This window comes from Sphingobacterium chungjuense, from assembly GCF_011316935.1.
Taxonomy (GTDB): domain Bacteria; phylum Bacteroidota; class Bacteroidia; order Sphingobacteriales; family Sphingobacteriaceae; genus Sphingobacterium; species Sphingobacterium chungjuense.
On sequence record NZ_WLYS01000004.1, the window covers coordinates 462897 to 480624 of the forward strand.

Annotated in this window: 12 protein-coding genes; 11 read left to right on the top strand and 1 reads right to left on the bottom strand. The window is 44.3% G+C overall.

What is annotated here, in order from left to right; genetic code table 11:
* Positions 1–113 precede the first annotated feature (113 nt).
* From GKO22_RS12615 to GKO22_RS12645, 7 genes are all read left to right on the top strand, one after another.
* A complete protein-coding gene (locus GKO22_RS12615; protein WP_206367893.1) occupies positions 114–1175 on the top strand; it encodes an aldose epimerase family protein in 1062 nt (353 codons plus the stop codon).
* Between the two features lie 79 nt (positions 1176–1254).
* Entirely contained in the window at positions 1255–2772 is a 1518-nt protein-coding gene (locus tag GKO22_RS12620) for a redoxin family protein (protein ID WP_166335546.1), read from the top strand.
* 165 nt (positions 2773–2937) lie between these two features.
* Positions 2938–3546, top strand: coding sequence for an RNA polymerase sigma factor (locus GKO22_RS12625; RefSeq protein ID WP_166335548.1), 609 nt, complete (start codon positions 2938–2940; stop codon positions 3544–3546).
* Positions 3547–3655: 109 nt separating this feature from the next.
* A complete protein-coding gene (locus GKO22_RS12630; protein ID WP_166335550.1) occupies positions 3656–4597 on the top strand; it encodes a FecR family protein in 942 nt (313 codons plus the stop codon).
* Positions 4598–4710: 113 nt separating this feature from the next.
* Positions 4711–7881 (top strand): SusC/RagA family TonB-linked outer membrane protein, encoded by a 3171-nt coding sequence (locus GKO22_RS12635; protein ID WP_166335552.1) that lies wholly within the window; start codon positions 4711–4713, stop codon positions 7879–7881.
* A gap of 11 nt (positions 7882–7892) precedes the next feature.
* Positions 7893–9329 carry a tetratricopeptide repeat protein gene (locus tag GKO22_RS12640; RefSeq protein WP_166335554.1) on the top strand — a complete coding sequence of 479 codons (1437 nt, stop codon included), beginning with the start codon at positions 7893–7895 and terminating at the stop codon, positions 9327–9329.
* Positions 9330–9341: 12 nt separating this feature from the next.
* Positions 9342–10943: a calcineurin-like phosphoesterase C-terminal domain-containing protein gene (locus tag GKO22_RS12645; RefSeq protein ID WP_166335556.1), complete on the top strand. Its 1602-nt coding sequence runs from the start codon at positions 9342–9344 to the stop codon at positions 10941–10943.
* Positions 10944–11073: 130 nt separating this feature from the next.
* On the opposite strand, the gene argH is transcribed toward GKO22_RS12645, so the two are convergent.
* Positions 11074–12408, bottom strand: a complete 1335-nt coding sequence (gene argH, locus GKO22_RS12650) for an argininosuccinate lyase (RefSeq protein ID WP_166335558.1) — start codon at positions 12406–12408, stop codon at positions 11074–11076.
* Between the two features lie 216 nt (positions 12409–12624).
* Here argH and GKO22_RS12655 point away from each other — a divergent pair, with 216 nt between their 5' ends.
* From GKO22_RS12655 to GKO22_RS12670, 4 genes are all read left to right on the top strand, one after another.
* Positions 12625–15465 (top strand): alpha/beta hydrolase family protein, encoded by a 2841-nt coding sequence (locus GKO22_RS12655; protein WP_166335559.1) that lies wholly within the window; start codon positions 12625–12627, stop codon positions 15463–15465.
* 435 nt (positions 15466–15900) lie between these two features.
* Positions 15901–16281: a 30S ribosome-binding factor RbfA gene (gene rbfA, locus GKO22_RS12660; protein WP_166335561.1), complete on the top strand. Its 381-nt coding sequence runs from the start codon at positions 15901–15903 to the stop codon at positions 16279–16281.
* Between the two features lie 16 nt (positions 16282–16297).
* Entirely contained in the window at positions 16298–16981 is a 684-nt protein-coding gene (aat, locus tag GKO22_RS12665) for a leucyl/phenylalanyl-tRNA--protein transferase (protein WP_166335563.1), read from the top strand.
* A gap of 33 nt (positions 16982–17014) precedes the next feature.
* Entirely contained in the window at positions 17015–17635 is a 621-nt protein-coding gene (locus GKO22_RS12670; protein WP_166335565.1) for a hypothetical protein, read from the top strand.
* Positions 17636–17728 lie beyond the last annotated feature (93 nt).

Genomic DNA, 17728 nt, shown 5'->3' on the forward strand with positions numbered 1-17728 from the left:
TTAATCGGGAGAAGGGGAATGCTCAGCGATCCACTTTTAGACGCTGATCTACCATTTGCCGAGATTGAAAATATTCGTTATCTTTAGTCACCAAATAGAAACAACAATCTCATATGATCACTTATCAGCTACCTGATCCAGCACAATTCAAAACAAAACATCGCGACAAAAATACGCATCTTATTGTGCTTCAAAATCAGGCCGGTATGCAGGTTGCGCTCACCGATTATGGCGCACGGATTGTGAGCATTATCGTGCCCAACCAACAAGGTGCACCGACAGATGTGATCTTAGGTTTTGATAACATTGGAGATTATTTGACCGCAGAAGCAAAGTTTTTAGGAACTACGGTGGGTCGCTATGCGAATCGCATTGCGAATGCGCGCTTTGAGCTAGACGGACGAGAATATCTGCTGGAGAAAAACAACGGTAGCAACTGCCTGCACGGTGGTAGCGATGGATTTCATGATCGCGTATGGGATCGCCAAGTAAGCTTGCAGCATAAAGTCGACTTTTATTATACAGCAAATGACGAGGAAAGCGGGTTTCCCGGCAATCTTAATGTGCATGTATCTTACGAGTTGACGGATGCAAATGAATTGAAAATTGCTTACAGAGCAGTCACGGATCAAAAGACAGTGCTTAATCTGACTAATCACGCGTATTTCAATTTGCATGGCGAAGGCCAAGGTGAAATACTGGATCATTATGTACGCATTCCGTCTAGTCAATATATCCCGACCAATGCAGATCAAATCCCACTAAATACGGGCGAAGAGGTTGCGAATACGCCATTTGATTTCCGAGCCGAAACACTTATCTCGGATCAACTGGACTTAAGTAATCCGCAACAGGAAGTAGCCAAAGGATTTGACCACAGCTATGTCGTAACTGTTGGTGATCAAGAACCTTTAGCTACGGTACGATCAGCTTCTTCGGGCATTCAGCTGGAAGTTTTCAGCACAGAGCCATCGGTACATTTTTATACCGGCAATCATTTATTTGGCCAAGATACGGGCAAGGCTGGAAAAGCCTACACACCGTACACGGGCTTGTGTTTTGAAACGCAGCACTTCCCCAATTCGCCAAATATGCCCGAATTTCCTTCGGTGGTCCTTGACAAAGGGCAAGAATATCAGTCTAAGACGATATACAAATTTTCATTACACAAATAAGAAAGTATACACAAACAGATCTTCACCCAACAACGGAAGGTCATAAACATCTATCTGAGAAACTAAAGTAAGGTACAACATGATGAAAAAGATAAAATGGATCGCGCTGGCCTGCAGCGCTGTATTATATTTCCAGCAAGCTAATGCGCAGGAAGTAGTGGCCGCTAAAGAGGGGGCGACCTACGAAGAAATTGTAGCACAGATCAACAAATTAGCAACAAGTGGCACAGCCGAAGACAAAGTCCTCTTGAAAAAAGAAGCTGAAGCATTGGTTCTGAAAAAAGATGAAGACCAAATGAGTCTAGCGGCCATGGTATACGAGAGAGCTCTCGATGATGAAGCACGTGCACAAGAAATTCGAGCGTCAATTGAAACTCAATATCCTCAAGGAAAGTTTGTGCGCAACAAAGCGTATTCTGACATGATGAAAGAAGTTGGCGAAGATGCTTCGGCAACTGATTTAGAGCAACAATATACTGCTTGGGCACAGAAATATCCTGCTGCTAATTATGCCGAAAAAGATCAAGCCATCTATCAAGCTGGTCTATATCACTTATCGTCCCGCTATATCAAAGAGTCGAATACAGCGAAGACACAAGAACTCTTAAAACAACTAAAAGGTTCTGATTACTATGTGACCGCCATCTCGAATGCCTTTGCCAAGGCAGAAGCAGAAAAACAGGATCTGAGCACGTACTCTTCCTTATTGAAAGATGCTTATGCTGTTGGTAAGGCTGCCGCGGAATCAGAAGATCCCCAAACTAAGAGAAGTAATAATGCGTATTCGTATAATGCAATAGCGCCACAATACGCTACGTTGCTGACTGAAGAAAAAAACTATGATGAAGCCATAGCGATTACGCAATCTTCGTTGGAAGAATCTCATGATGGCGGTTATTATGCCTTGCAAAATGCTCGGTCATTAGGCAACGCCTACGCGCAAAAAGGGGACAAAGCAAAAGCTTTGGAAACTTACGAAAAGTTCATCGCCGCGAATGGCAAGGACTCTACGATCGTAGCAGAAGCACAGGTGTTGTACAAAGACGTACATGGTGACAAAGCTGACTTCCAAGCACATCTTGCCAACTTGGACAAGCAAATGACAGAAGCATATTTTGCAAAATATGAGCAAGAGATGAAGAAAGAGGAAGCGCCTGCATTTACATTAATGAACCGCGAAGGCAAAGAAGTTTCCTTAGCTTCTTTGAAAGGTAAAGTAGTCGTATTAGATTTCTGGGCGACTTGGTGCGGACCATGTATCATTTCATTCCCTGGTATGCAAGCAGCCGTGAACAAATATGCGAACGATGATGAAGTGGAGTTTTTGTTTATCGATACATGGCAACGCGAAGAAAACTACAAAGAACTAGTGGACGAGTTTATCGCCAAAAACAACTATAACTTCAACGTGCTATTTGACGAAATGAAAGATCGCTCAAAAGCAACGGTAACGGCTTATGGTATCCAAGGTATCCCTGCGAAAGTCATTATCGACAAAGAAGGTTTTATCCGTTTCCAAAACTCTGGATCGGAACCCAATGTAGATAAGTTGGTAAAAGAATTAGACACGAAGATTGCCTTAGCAAAACGCGGTTAAATTACCTTTAATAACATATTGAATGTATCGAAAATCCTCCGGAAGAATTCTTCCGGAGGATTTTTTTTGCTGTAATCAAAACAGATATCTGTAGCAACAAACTATAACAGTATCCTTACGCTCTTTTAATTTTCCCTTAATCTTTGCTTACGACCTTTGTGGTCGATGCCCGTATCACCTACCCATGAAGATCATATCAGCGACTTAGATAATTCGCTGGATTTGGCGACGCACCATGTGCTGAGTCATGCTCAACTATCCATTATTTTTCAACGTAACTGGGAACGACTGTATCGACTTGCTTACCATTTGTTAAAGGATAATGATGATGCGCAAGATGTGGTACAAGAGGTTTTTATCAACCTTTGGGATCGACGCTACGAACTACAAATCCAAACTAGCATCGACAATTACCTCTTTGGAGCAGTTCGTTATAAAACCCTCACCCGACTGCAGACCAAATTAAGTCACAACAAGCGAAATATCCCATTAGAAAACGCTTTAGTAGACAGCTTTGCAGAAGCCGTTGATCCAATTTTGGTGCAAGAGTTACAAGAGGAAATCGACCGACAGGTCAAACTCTTACCTGAAAAAATGCGACAGGTTTTTTACCTACGAACCGTAGAATGCCTTTCTATTCCGCAAATCGCGGAAAAATTGCTCATCTCAGAGGCTACCGTAAAAAACCACTTGGCTGCCGCCCGACGCAAACTGCGTACACAATTGGGCGATGCGGCCTATTTAGCTGTAGCATTTTTCTTGAACCAGTTGTAAACCGGAGATTCGTGCACCAATCTTTAATAGGTAGGTAACGATTTCATAACACGGCTCACTAGTCCTCCCCCTATCTTTTCGAGACTTATAAGTAACGAACAGTACTTATATGCAGCGGAAAGAAATTCAGCAAATCGTAGAAAACTACCTTAAAAAGAAAAACACCATAAAACAGACGGAAGCACTGCGACAGTGGCTTTCCTTTTTAGCAAAAAAACCGCTACCGCATAGCCAAGATGAGCAGGAAGCCATCCGCGAAAAGATGTGGTTACACATCGAGGAAGCAACGCGTACAGCAGATTATGAAGAACCAAAAACAGGGAATAACCACATTTCCATCTGGAGTGCTGCTACCGCAGCGGCTGCCTCGCTGTTACTGACCTTTGGTCTATATCATTTCTTTCAACCGGAACACTTGATCTACCAAACAGGTGCTGGCGAAACGAAGCACATCACACTAGCAGATGGTTCGACCATCATATTGGAGGAAAATTCGCAGATGGAAGTTGGCCCAGAATTTCAGTCGGATACCGCACGTACTATTCATTTGGTCACTGGACAGGTTTTCTTTCAAGTGCAGAAAGATGCTTCCCGACCTTTTAGGATTAAAGGCCCAGCGATGCAAACCGAAGTACTTGGTACTTCATTTCGAATTCGTTCTTACGAAAACGAATCGCTGTGGCACATCGCTGTAAAGACTGGAAAAGTGGCCGTATCCTCACTGCATAATCCGAGTAAAAAATACACCTTAATCGCTGCCGACAGTCTAGTGTACAGCAAGACAGACGATCAAGTAAGACAATTTATACATCCTGCAACCACATCGGGTTCTCTGCTGTTCCATGATGACAACTTTCAAAATATTGCCCAAAAGCTAAAGCAACGCTACGGCATCGCTATTATTCTCGAACCATCCTTAGCAGACGACCACAAATTTTCGGGCGAATTCACAGCGCAGGATGACATGGAAGACATTTTGGAGATGATCTGCTTAGCTACCGGAACCACCTACCGACAGGAAAATGGAAAAATAATTATTCAATCCAAATAACAAACTGGAAAGAGTGCTTGTACACAGGCTGGATCGCGCGCAAACTATATAATCTAGCCAAATACACCACTTCATTCCTTATTAATCAAACAAACAAACATCAACCACAAAAAATGAAAAGTTACCTATTGCTGCTTACCGGAGCCTGCCTTTTAGGGGCTGCTCCCACACAAGGTAAGATGCTGACGACCGTCTCCATGTACACCACGCAGGCAGATGGAAGTGCTTTGCTTGTCTCTTTGGAGAATATCGCCAAAAATGCCAACAAACGATTGGTCTACGACAAAGAGATCCTGATCGGAAAAAAAGCGGCTAGTTACGACAAAAATCATTCGCTACCGCGGATGCTGGAAGAATTGCTACGGGGCACGGGTATCGCCTACCAAATCAAAGGCGACATTATTTTGCTGCATGCATCGACTGAAAACCCGGCGCCAAAAGTAGAGACCCGTAGCCAATCGCAACAACAATCAGTACTTCGCGGTATTGTGCGTGACGAGCTAACGCGCCAACCTGTATCGGAAGCCACGATTGCTGTGGTGGCTAAAAATAGATCCATCAAAGCGGGAGTAGATGGAAATTTTAAGCTGGATCTTCCTACGGCGGAAAGCTGGATCATTCGCGTGAGCTTTATGGGATATAAAACCAAAGATATTACCGTTTCGCGCAGCAGCTTATCACAAAAATTGGAAATTGACCTCGCACAAGATCTTTTCGGATTGGATGAAGTGGTCATCACTGGTCAAGGTCTCGACATCAATAAAAGAAGGCTTTCTACCAACATTGCCAGCATTGGTGGCGACGAGTTAGCGAAAGTACCGGCAACCCGATTTGACCAGCTCCTACAATCCAAACTGCCGAATGCGCAAATCCGCCTGACGGGTGGACAATCTGGCGCAACGTCCATCATTCGCGCACGCGGTGTCGTTTCTGCCTTTATGAATTCTACGCCCGTGATATATGTGGATGGGGTACGTATGGATAATCTAAATACCGCCTCGGCGATTGGTGGTGGTAGCGCACAAGGCGCTGGCGTGAGTGCGCTGGCGGATATTCCGATCGATAATATCGAACGGGTAGAATATGTAAACGGTGGTGCGGCCACGACTTTATATGGCTCGGATGCGGCGAATGGCGTCATTCAGATTTTCACCAAAAAAGGCGGCGCAGATCGCACCAGCGTATCAGCCGAGGCGACGCTAGGTGCGGAACGTGCAACGACAGATTTCCTACATTTCCAACGGACGAAAGAACTTTTGTTTGAGCCTGGACTTTTCCAACGCTATAATGTGGCGGTGAATGGCAACAGCGGAAAAGTAGGATACAGCGTGACAGGTGCGTATCTCAGCAGTTCGGGCGTACAGCTATTCAAGCAAAATCAAAATAAACGTTTCGATCTGCGCACAGGATTCAAAGCCGAATTGCATGAAAAAGTATCGTATGAAAGTAGTTTCTCTTTTGTCAACAACAGCTTCAAACGTACACGTAATGGTAACCAAGGCGGCTATACTGGATTGTGGTATGCAGAAAGTGGCGCTTCGGCTGTAACTGGACCAACGCCAAGATTCAATCCGCGTATTGATGATCTATCTGAGGAGGAATTTGAAAAGATGAAAACGTTTGTACACACCGCAGAACGACTTCAGGATAATGAGATTGTGGTGAATCGTTTCCAAACCGGACAAACTTTTCAATATAAACCCGTTCACAACATCAACATTAAAGCGGTCGGTGGTATTGATTACCGTGTGGTACGCAACCAAACGATCCAAACGAATGAATACCTAACGCACACCACAGGTAACTTGACCACAGATCGTGGCAGTATCAATAATGGTGAACGGAAATTCTGGGGATTAACCTTGGAATTAAACGGACAACATCGTGCAGAGATCGGCGACTTTTCGGCCGTAACAACCGTTGGTGGACAATTATTCCGTAACGAAGACAAGCAAGTAGCTTACAATGGCACGAATGTGCGCGATGGCGCAAGAACCATTCGCGAAGCGATCGCTACGAGCAGTGACAACTTTGTAGACGAAGTGGTTAACTACGGTGTATACGCGCAAACGAACTTAGGTTGGAAAAACAAACTTTTCTTGGATTTGGGTCTTCGTGGCGATGGCAATAGTGCCTTCGGTAAAGATATTGGTGTGCAGTACTATCCGAAAGTCGGATTCTCCTACATTCCTTCTTCCGAAGGTTGGTGGAGTGACCATCTTCCTTTCTTACCTTCTGCCAAATTGCGTGGTAACTATGGTGTGGCCGGAAACTTTCCACCTGCTTTTCTCAATTTGAGAACCGTGAGTTTCGAAGGATATTTGGGCAGTCAAGCGGCGATGTTTGGCATGCCGGGCGTAGACTTGCGCCCAGAGAAAACCACCACGTTTGAAGCAGGTTTGGATTTAGGTTTCTGGAAAGACCGCATTACTTTGTCGGCGGGCCTATATCATGCGGTAACGAATGATGCCTTATTTTCTGTACCAGCAGCACCTTCCACCGGTGAAGCATTAGCGCTTAGAAATGTCGGCACGATCCTGAATCGTGGCTTGGAGTTCTCGACACAAATTGTCGCAATTCAGAAAGAAAATACTTCCCTGCGTTTTAATCTAGCAGTAAACACGCTTTACAACAAAGTATTGTCTTCTAATGGCGCTGCGCCATTCAACTTGGCCGGATTTAGCGAGCGTACCATACAGACTGTGGTACAGGAAGGTTATCCGATCGGATTTATACGCGGTGCATATGGCGTATTTGGTGAAGATGGTGTCTTGGAGAGTACCACGCCATTACAAAACTTGGGTACCACGATTCCCGATCTTTTCGGTAGTATGGGCGTCAACTTCCAATGGAAATCACTTAACCTATTTGCCAATGCAGATTACCAACAAGGCGCTTATGCCAACAACTGGGACAGCCAATTTCGATACAATTATGGCGCTGGCAACGAAGGTATTCCCGAAGGCGAAATCAACTCCGCATTCAAGCGTACTCGTTGGTTGCAATTCACGAACATGTTTGTAGAGAAAACCGATTACATCAAGATCAGAACCATTGGAGCCAGTTATACATTGCCACAACAAATGACCCGTTCTTTCGCTAAAAGCCTGGTCGTGAGCGGCACCGTAATGAATCCGTTCAACTTTGCAACCTCCAGCTTTGATCCAGAAGCAACCATTAGTGGATCGGCACAAGGTCAAGGTCGCGCAACGACGGGCGGTATTTCTTACGCGACTTACTCTGCACCTAGACAATACCTGATCTCTGTTAAAATGTCCTTTTAATAAATAATACCATGAAATTAGCATTCAATCCATTATATCTATTAGCAGGCGCTACCCTTATGCTGAGCTCTTGCGAACTTTTCGAAGTTGAAAATCCGTACGTCACCGAAGAACGTTTTATCGACGGGCAACAATCATTGCCTACTTGGCTGAATGGTGTGCGTCGCCAAACCAGCCTGACCGTGGGTACCGTGGTGGAGTTTACCGAAATCGTATCTGATAATTACTTCAACAATTACACGCAAAGTAGTAAGGTTTTTGACAATCCAGAGATCAACCACTTTGATCGTGACGTCACGAATATTCAGGCCAACATCCAAAAGTTGCTGGAGATGAGCGAATTTGGTTTGACCAAATTTACCTTTTCTGAGTCGCCAGAGGACCAGCAAATCCGTGCGGAACTGCTGTTTTCAAAAGCATATGCCCATATTTTAGGAGCAGAATTATATGTAGGATTGCCGACTACGGTATTGGGCGAAGTAAAATCGCCCGTAGAATTACGTAATCTGGCTATTGCATTACTCAACGAAGCGTCAACCTTATATAGTGCTGCTGCCGATAAGAATGCTTGCACGCTGTTGATTGCGCGCTGTCATTATGGTTTAGGCAATATGACTGAAGCCACCACCTTTGCGAATCAGATCGTAGCAACGCCACTGCTGCTACGTCAAGTAAAATATGGTACACAGAGCGGTCCGTCTAACAATTTCCAAAGCGCCATTTTCTCGAGCACAACTAATTGGTTTGCTCCGCTGCCGCGATTGGACTTTCTAGATCCAAAGTACTTTCACCAAACCAGCAATATCTTCGACGATGAGAAGCCTATTGCTATCGCCAAAGCCGAAGAAGCATTCCTGATCTTGGCAGAAGCCCAAGCCGTACAGAATAATTTGACTGCGGTAAAGCAGACCTTGAAAGATCTGTTGAGCAATACCGTCAGTAAAAGGCCCGTAACGCAGCTTAACGACAAGAACGACACGCGTAATGGCGGTAATAGAACCGATTATGCTATTACGGCCGTGCAGGTCAAGTTCGACGCGCAAAGCCCAGCGCTATCTGGATTCGTACTGGATCGCGCCAAAGGAACTATTCCGGCTTACTCGGTATCCGGCACGCACATCACCAATGTAGAAATCGATGCCATACAATCGCAAGACGAGGCGCTTTATCTGATCTATCTACTGCGCCAAGAAATCTTTATCGCGGAAGGTCGTCGCATGACGGACTTAGGGATTCGTTTCCCGGTTTCGGAGCGCGAGCAGTTGAACAACCGCAACGTGAGCGAGCAGCATATCAAGGCGATTATTCCAGATTTCATTCCAAAAAACAGAGGCTTGGATGATTTTACGTACGATCGTGCGAATGCCACGGTGACCATGGCGTATGATATGAATAAAGTATTGGTTCAACACAAAGCATCGCCTTACGTGATGCCATTCATTAAATAATCTATAAGAACTATGAAGAAGAATCTATTTGGCCTATTGGCTACGGGCTTAGTATTCGCAGCGCTAACAGGCAACGCACAAGAATTGGCCAAAGGCAAGGTTTACGAAGACCTCAACAAGAATGGAAAATGGGACAAAGGCGAGCAAGGCGTTGCCCAAGTAGCCGTGAGTAATGGCGTTCAAGTGGTATTGACCGATGCAAAAGGACAGTACGAACTTCCTGTTGGCGAAGACAATATTGTATTTGTTATCAAACCAAGCGGATATACTGTGCCTCTAAACGAGCACTATCTGCACAAATCTTACTACATCCACAAACCCAAAGGTTCGCCAAAGGAGTTGACCTATGCGGGTGTGGATCCAACCGGCCCCTTGCCGAAATCTATTGATTTTGCGTTGCATAAAAATGCAGAAAAAGAAGAATTTCGTATGTTGCTATTTGGCGATCCACAAGCGTACACGGCACAAGAAATGACCTTTTTCAATCGTGCGATTGTAGATGAAGTGGTCGGCATTCAGAATGTTGCTTTCGGTTTGAGTTTAGGAGATTTGGTGGGCGACGATCTGAGCTTACACCCATCCTATCGCGCTAGCGTGGCACGCATCGGCGTGCCTTGGTATAATCTAAAGGGCAACCACGACATGAACTATGACGTGACGGCCGATAGTTTATCAGACGAAACATTTGAAAGAAACTTTGGTCCTGCCAATTACTCCTTCAACTACGGCCACGTACATTTCATCGTGTTAGATAATGTCCGCTACCCGAATCCACGCACTGGAAAAGGATATTTGGGTGGATTCCGTAAAGATCAACTGGATTTCGTAGAGAATGACCTCAAGCACGTGGATCATTCCAAATTAATTGTTTTGGCGTTCCATATTCCGTTGGAGCATCGCAATGGCGATACATTCCGTGCGGAAGATAGACAGCGTCTGTTTGATCTGTTAAAAGATTATCCGCATACCTTGTCGCTTTCTGCACACATGCATACGCAGACACAGCATTTTTACGGTAAAGCGGATGGCTGGCAACAATCGAAACCGCATCATGAATATAACGCTGGTACAACGTCAGGAGATTGGTACAGCGGCGAATTGGATGAGCGTGGTGTGCCAGCAGCAACGATGCGCGATGGTACGCCAAATGGCTATGCCTTTATCGATTTCAACAAACACGATTATCGCATTAGTTACAAACCATCGGGCAAGGATTCCACCTATCAGATCAACTTGTACCATCCGAAAGTAGTTGGGCAAGGGAAACGCACTCGCGCGGCAATTTTTGCTAACTTCTTTATGGGTCATCATGGTAATAAAGTCGAATTTGCGATCGATGGTGGCAAATGGGAAAAGATGATGCCGGCCAGAACAATCGACCCCGCTTATACCGCGATTTTATATCCTTGGGACAATCTGGAAACTTTGCTTCCAGGTCGTCGTCCGACAGATGGCATGACTAGCACACATTTGTGGCGCGTTGGATTACCAATTGACTTGGCCGTCGGCGAACATAAAATTAAAGTACGTGCAACAGATGATTACGGTCGAGTACACGAAGCGACGAGTACCTACCGCATCGAACCAACAAAGGATTATCCGGATCTCAAATAATCGGATAAAAGGCGCCGCCTGAAAAGGGCATGGAAAGCCGACACAAAGCGTCGTTGCAAAGGACGTTAATAGCAAAGAGGGCAGCCTGTGGATAGACTGCCCTCTTTCATGTTATAGCATATTACGCTATTTAATCTGCTAACAGATCAGCCAACGATTTCTCCACCTGATCAAAGCCAAATGAAGATTTTGCTTCTTCGAACAAACGAACAACCTGATCGTTGCACAAATTGCCAATACTGCCTTCGTGGGTATGATTCACAGATTTCTCCGGACTGAAAGTACCTTCTTCAATCGCTAAGCCAATATTTTTGTACGCTTCGCGGAATGGGATACCCTGCAGCACCTCGTTATTCACGACTTCCACACTGAAGAGGTAATCGTACTTTGGATCCTCTAGAATGTCTTTCTTGATATCGATATGCTGTAGCATAAAGGTGGCAATCTCCAAACAATCTTTCAACGATTGGAACGCTGGGAAAAGGTTTTCTTTCAATAATTGTAGGTCGCGGTGATAGCCTACCGGCAAGTTAGTGGTCATCAAAGCAATCTCATTCGGCAAGGCCTGAATCTTATTGCAACGCGAACGAATCAACTCAAACACATCGGGGTTTTTCTTGTGCGGCATAATGCTTGAACCTGTAGTTAGGTGTGCTGGAAAAGAAATAAACCCAAAATTCTGGTTGATAAACAAACACACGTCCATCGCGAATTTGGCTAATGTCGCCGCGATAGAGCTCATAGCCTGCGCTAGAATGCGCTCGGTTTTACCGCGGCCCATCTGCGCATACACCACATTGTAGTTCAAATCTTCGAAACCTAATAAACGTGTGGTCATCGTACGATCCAACGGAAACGACGAACCGTAACCGGCGGCCGAACCCAGCGGATTCTTATTGCACACTTGCCAAGCGGCTTTCATCATGTGCAAATCATCTACCAAGCTTTCTGCGTAGGCACCAAACCACAAGCCAAAAGAAGAAGGCATGGCGATTTGCAAATGTGTATAACCTGGCATCAGCACATCACGATGCGTATTGCTCAACTCGATTAATTGACGGAATAAACCTTCGGTGTGCGAAACCATGCTTTCGATCTCCGTCCGGAAATATAATTTAAGATCTACTAGAACCTGATCATTGCGGGAGCGCCCCGAATGGATTTTCTTGCCTGCATCGCCAACCCGTTGCGTCAGCAACATCTCGATCTGCGAATGCACATCTTCTACCACGGCTTCGATTTCGAAGTTGCCCGCCTGTATATCTTGATAAATATTTTTTAGCTCCGCTTGTACTGCCGCAAGATCTTCGGCCGTCATCAAACCAATGCTGTGTAGCATCTGCGTATGTGCTAGCGATCCCAGCACATCTGCTCCGGCTAGATGTAGATCCATTGCGCGGTCATTGCCTACGGTAAAGTTTTCTACGAAAGTATCAACGTCTATATTCTTTTGCCAAATCTTCATATTTCTATATTCGTGCTTGTGCCCTGCTAGTTTGGAAAATTGGTGATCATTGCGCCAACTCCATTTCGAAGGATCGAGTTAAATCCACCAAAAGTAGCAATTGCAGACCGTTAAATCAATTGTTTGGCAACGGTAACCTTGCTGATACCTACCGGAAAAAGAAAGAAAATTCAATATATTCGAAAATCCAAAATAACGATCAACGAATTCCTCACTATGAAATTAAAACAATGCATACTTCTGGGTTTCCTTTTAGCGTCAGCTTTAGGTGGCCAAGCACAAGAAAGCAAACCGCCCATTACCTGGAAAGATATCCCGAAATGGGAATACCTGCGCATGAACGTCATGACGATCTCCAACAATGCGAAATGGTACGCTTACGCAGAAGGACCAACCCAAGGCGATCTCAACCTGTTATTGAAATCTGCTTTTGACACGACGAAATACCAATACAATATAGGCGGCGAAGCAGGGCCAATTCGCTTCAACGAATCGGCGAGTCATATCGCTTTCTTTGAAGCCGCACCTTACAAAACCATCAAAGCGAACGAAAAAGCGAAGAAACCTAGCTTCAAAAATTTACGTTTGGTAACGGTGAAAGACACCAGCAGCACTTTATTCGAACGCGCAAGATCATTCGAATTTTCGAACGAAGGCGGCAACTGGCTGGCGGTAAGATTTGAATCTTCGGGTGATGCCCCAAAAGGCCCAGACGCGGCTAAAGGAAGTGACTTACTATTGTATAACTTACAGAATAAGCAAACGTTCAACATCGGTAATGTCAATGAATTTCAATTCAACAAATCGGGACAATACCTCGTGTACACCATTGACGCGAATAACAAAAACGGAAATGGGGTATTCTTGCGCGATATGCAAAGCGGTACAACCTACGCATTAGACAATGATAAAGCAGCCTACAGCAAAATCAATTGGAACAAAGAAGGTACGGCGCTAGCCTTGTTGAAAGCAAAAACAGATAAAGCGTATAAAACGCCTGTTTACACGCTTATCGGTGTGAAAGATATCAAAGGAAATGCGTCTAACATCATCAGCTACACCGGATTGGATGATAAAGAAATCAGCGCTGGCTTTGGCATTAGCGAAAACAGCACGCCATTTTGGTCGAAAGACTTGAACACACTTTTCTTTGGCATCGCCAAACTGGAAAAGACAGAAAACAAAGCGGCGGCCGATAGTACGGCGCAAGATTCTACCAAAATCGCCGAGAAAAAACCTGCTCCAAAAGCCGATAAGGATGCCGAGAAGCCAGACATGATCATTTGGAACTGGCAGGATAAAAGATTACAATCGGCGCAGCGCACGCAATCTAACCGCGATAAGAACTATACGGCGCAATCGGCTTATCACATCAAAAGCAAGCAATTTGTATCGTTGGCAGATAGCGCGCGCAAGAGCATTGCGCTAGCACCAAATCAAGATTTGGGTTATGCACTTGATTACACGCCTTACGAGATGGCATCTAGCTTGGATGGACAACAATTTGCCGATTTGTATCTGGTAGACATCACTACTGGCCAAAGCCGTAAAGCGATTGAGAAACTGTATCTGAATGCCATACGAAATCTCTCTTTCTCGCCGGATGGCAAATATTTATTGTATTACCAAAACGGGCATTATCACAACCTGAATACAAGCAGCCTGGCTTCTACAAACTTGACCGATAAGATCAAAGCCAGCTTTATTGCGGAAAAAGTAGATAACAACGTCGAAAAGCCTGGCACACCCAACTTTGGCTGGACAGCTGATGGCAAATACGTGCTTTTACGAGATAATTTTGATTTGTGGAAGGTTTCTGCAGATGGCAAATCGGCGGTGGCATTAACTGACCGTTGGAAAAATCAGCAATGGACAGCCAACCGACTTTTGTCCAATTTGTACCCAGATGATGACTTTACCGACACGAAGAAGGATCAGTATTTTATGGTGTTCAACGAAAGCGATAAGCAATCGGGCATTGCGGTACTGAAATCTGGCAGCAACAAGCTAGCGATCGTACAACATTCGGCTGACTTGTATTCGTATATCAGCAAGCCGAAACAAGCGAATGACCTATTTTTCGTAAAAGAGAATAATACGACATCGCCCGAGCTATACATCGCGGAGAACAGCACTTTCAATAAAACCAGAAAGCTGACCGAGAATACGCCGAAGAAAGATGATTACGCGCTATCCAGCGGTGCAAAACTGATTGATTATGTCAATGACTTTGGTGATACTTTGCAAGCGACACTTTTCTTGCCTGCCGATTATGTTGAAGGAAAATCATACCCTACAATCACGTACATCTACGAGCGATTAACAGATGGTACGAACAGTTATTCTCAACCTGCTTTTCCGGGCGGAGGTTTTAATCGCGCCGTATACACGAGTAATGGTTATGCTGTCCTTATGCCAGATATCGCTTATAAATTGAATGATCCGGGCATGTCTGCCGTGGCTTGCGTTGTGCCAGCAGTAAAAGCAGCGGTGGCAACGGGCATCGTAGATGAAGAACGCGTGGGTATTCACGGACATTCTTGGGGCGGATATCAGACTTCGTTCTTAATCACACAAACGGATATTTTCAAAGCAGCCGTGGCCGGAGCGCCGCTGACGAATATGATTAGTATGTACAGCTTGATTTACTGGAACTCGGGAACGACGAATCAAAGCATTTTTGAGTCTTCGCAAGGCAGATTGACGACGGGTTATTGGGACAATTGGGATGCGTACACGCGCAATTCTCCCATCTACCACATCAAAAATGTGAACACGCCTTTGGTCATTTTGCATAATGATAAAGATGGGGCGGTGGACTATACGCAGGGGATAGAATACTTCAATGGATTACGCCGATTGCAGAAGCCGGTAACGATGCTAACCTATAATGGAGAAAATCACGGCTTAGCGAAAGAAGTGAATAAAAAAGACTACGCCGTGCGCATGATGGAATTTTTTGATCACTATTTGAAGGGAGCAACTTCTCCCGATTGGTGGGAAAAAGGTATTGATTACCTGGATATGGACAAACATTTGGAAGATCGCGCTTTTTAATAAAATGCGTTAGTAAGTGGTTAAGCGTTGCTTTATACGATTTAGCAAAGTGTGGGTCTAAATGTGATTTAACAACGAAAGTAACCACTTACTTTTTTTTGAGTTTTAGTTTGTGAGGTCTAAATCAAAACCCTATGTTTGTGATGTAAAGGGAGATGAAAAAAAAATCTGAGTAAGCTTACCCTTACTCATCACTGCCACCAGTAAACTTTAAACTTGATAGACCTAAAAAGTCTTAAAACTTACACGAAATTCATGCTATCCAATTATAAACTAGTTTTTGATGAAAAGCTTGTCTAATCCTAAGACAAGCTTTTTCCTTTTAACGGTATTTTATTTTCCCATGGCATGCCTTATTCTAAGCGAAAATTCATGTGATCTATTTTGCCTATATTTGTAGCTTAATATAGCGTTACCTTATAACCTCATATTATCATGGCAACTGAGAGCAAAAGACAACAAAGATTTGCTGGTGTGATCCAGCAAGATTTAGCAGAGATATTTCAACGGGAAGCACATCAGTGGGCGCCGAATGCATTTATTACCGTGACTAGAGTACGCGTGACGCCAGATTTGGCGATTGCACGCGTGTACCTGAGCTTCATCAATACACAGACCGCGAAAGAGGATTTGGAGAAAATCAAATCCAAATCCAATGAAATCCGCTATAAACTAGGCACACGCATTAAGAACAATGCTCGTATCGTACCGCATCTAGAATTCTTCTTAGACGACACGAATGAATATGTGGAACATATGGACAAAATATTTGACCAAATTAGCAAGGAGCCTCGTCAACCAGACGAAGAAGATTAAGGAACACCGATAGTTCATGATCTTTCAACTGAATGCAGATCCGACGCAGATGCCTGATCCAGCGCTGGCCGACGAAGATGGTTTGCTCGCCGTCGGCGGCGACCTATCTCCTACCCGATTGCTACACGCGTATCAAAATGGTATATTTCCTTGGTATAGTGAAGAAACGCCAATTCTATGGTACGCACCACATGAACGTTTTGTATTGGATCCAAAAAACATTTGCATCAGCAAAAGCATGCGACAAGTATTGCGATCAGACCGCTTCCACTGGACGTATAATCAGGCTTTTGCAGACGTAATAGATGCTTGCGCAAGCGCAAGTCGCAAAGATCAGGATGGCACATGGATCGTAGCCGATATGCGCGCCGCTTACATCCAATTGCATGAACTCGGTTTTGCACACTCTATTGAGGTGTGGAATACCGACAACGAACTGATTGGCGGATTGTATGGTGTTTTGTTCGGGAAGGTTTTTAGTGGCGAAAGTATGTTTTCTCACGTCAGTAATAGCTCCAAATACGCCTTGATTCAATTTGCCAAACATTTTGATCTTCAACTGATCGACTGCCAGATCCATTCCGCTCATTTGGAAAGCCTTGGCGCTAGTATGATCTCTCAAGAAACTTATCTGAGATTATTGGATCAGCAGGAATACACAAAGAACGGTTTGGATATATTGATCCAATCGAATACATAGAAGAATTAGATTTACAACATAAGGAGATAGCATATGAACTTCAAAATAGGTGACTTTGTACGATTTGTGGATGAGGCTATTGAGGGCCATATCACGTCTTTTCTGAGCGACGATATTATCGGCGTTACAGACGAATCTGGATTTGAAATCCCTGTATCGATCACTAAAATAACAGCAGTGCATGGCGACATGAAGCGCCAAGACGATGAAGATGCTCCGGCAGAAATCGTAGGCCAGTTCATCGAGAAAGGTATTTATCTCGCTGTTACCGGCGAACAGAAAGAAGGATTAGCGCGATTCTGGATCGTGAATGAAACGTCGTTTCAATTATTGATATCCATTGGCGAAACGAAAGCTGGCAAGCAGGAAGGCTTATTCAGTTCCTTGCTGGGCGCAAAGAAAACGGTAGAATTTCATAAAGCTAATTTTTCTGCTGTAGGCAAATGGCCTATTTTTACAATCCGTATGATCAGACACAGCAATAACTTACACACTGCCCAACCAGTATTGGAAGAAGAAATTCGCATCAAACCGATATCGCTTAGTGATCCGAAAACAAGATTAGATTTACTCTCTGAAAAAGCTTGGGTCACCCAGCTTGATATAGAGAAAAAAGACATTGGATTACAACGATTAAAAGATTTCGGTAAGTAGACGGTCATATAATTGGAACGAATACTCGTTCAAAGCTTCGTACAAGGAAGTTAAATCATTGAAAATAAGATACATAAAATAATTTTCACACTA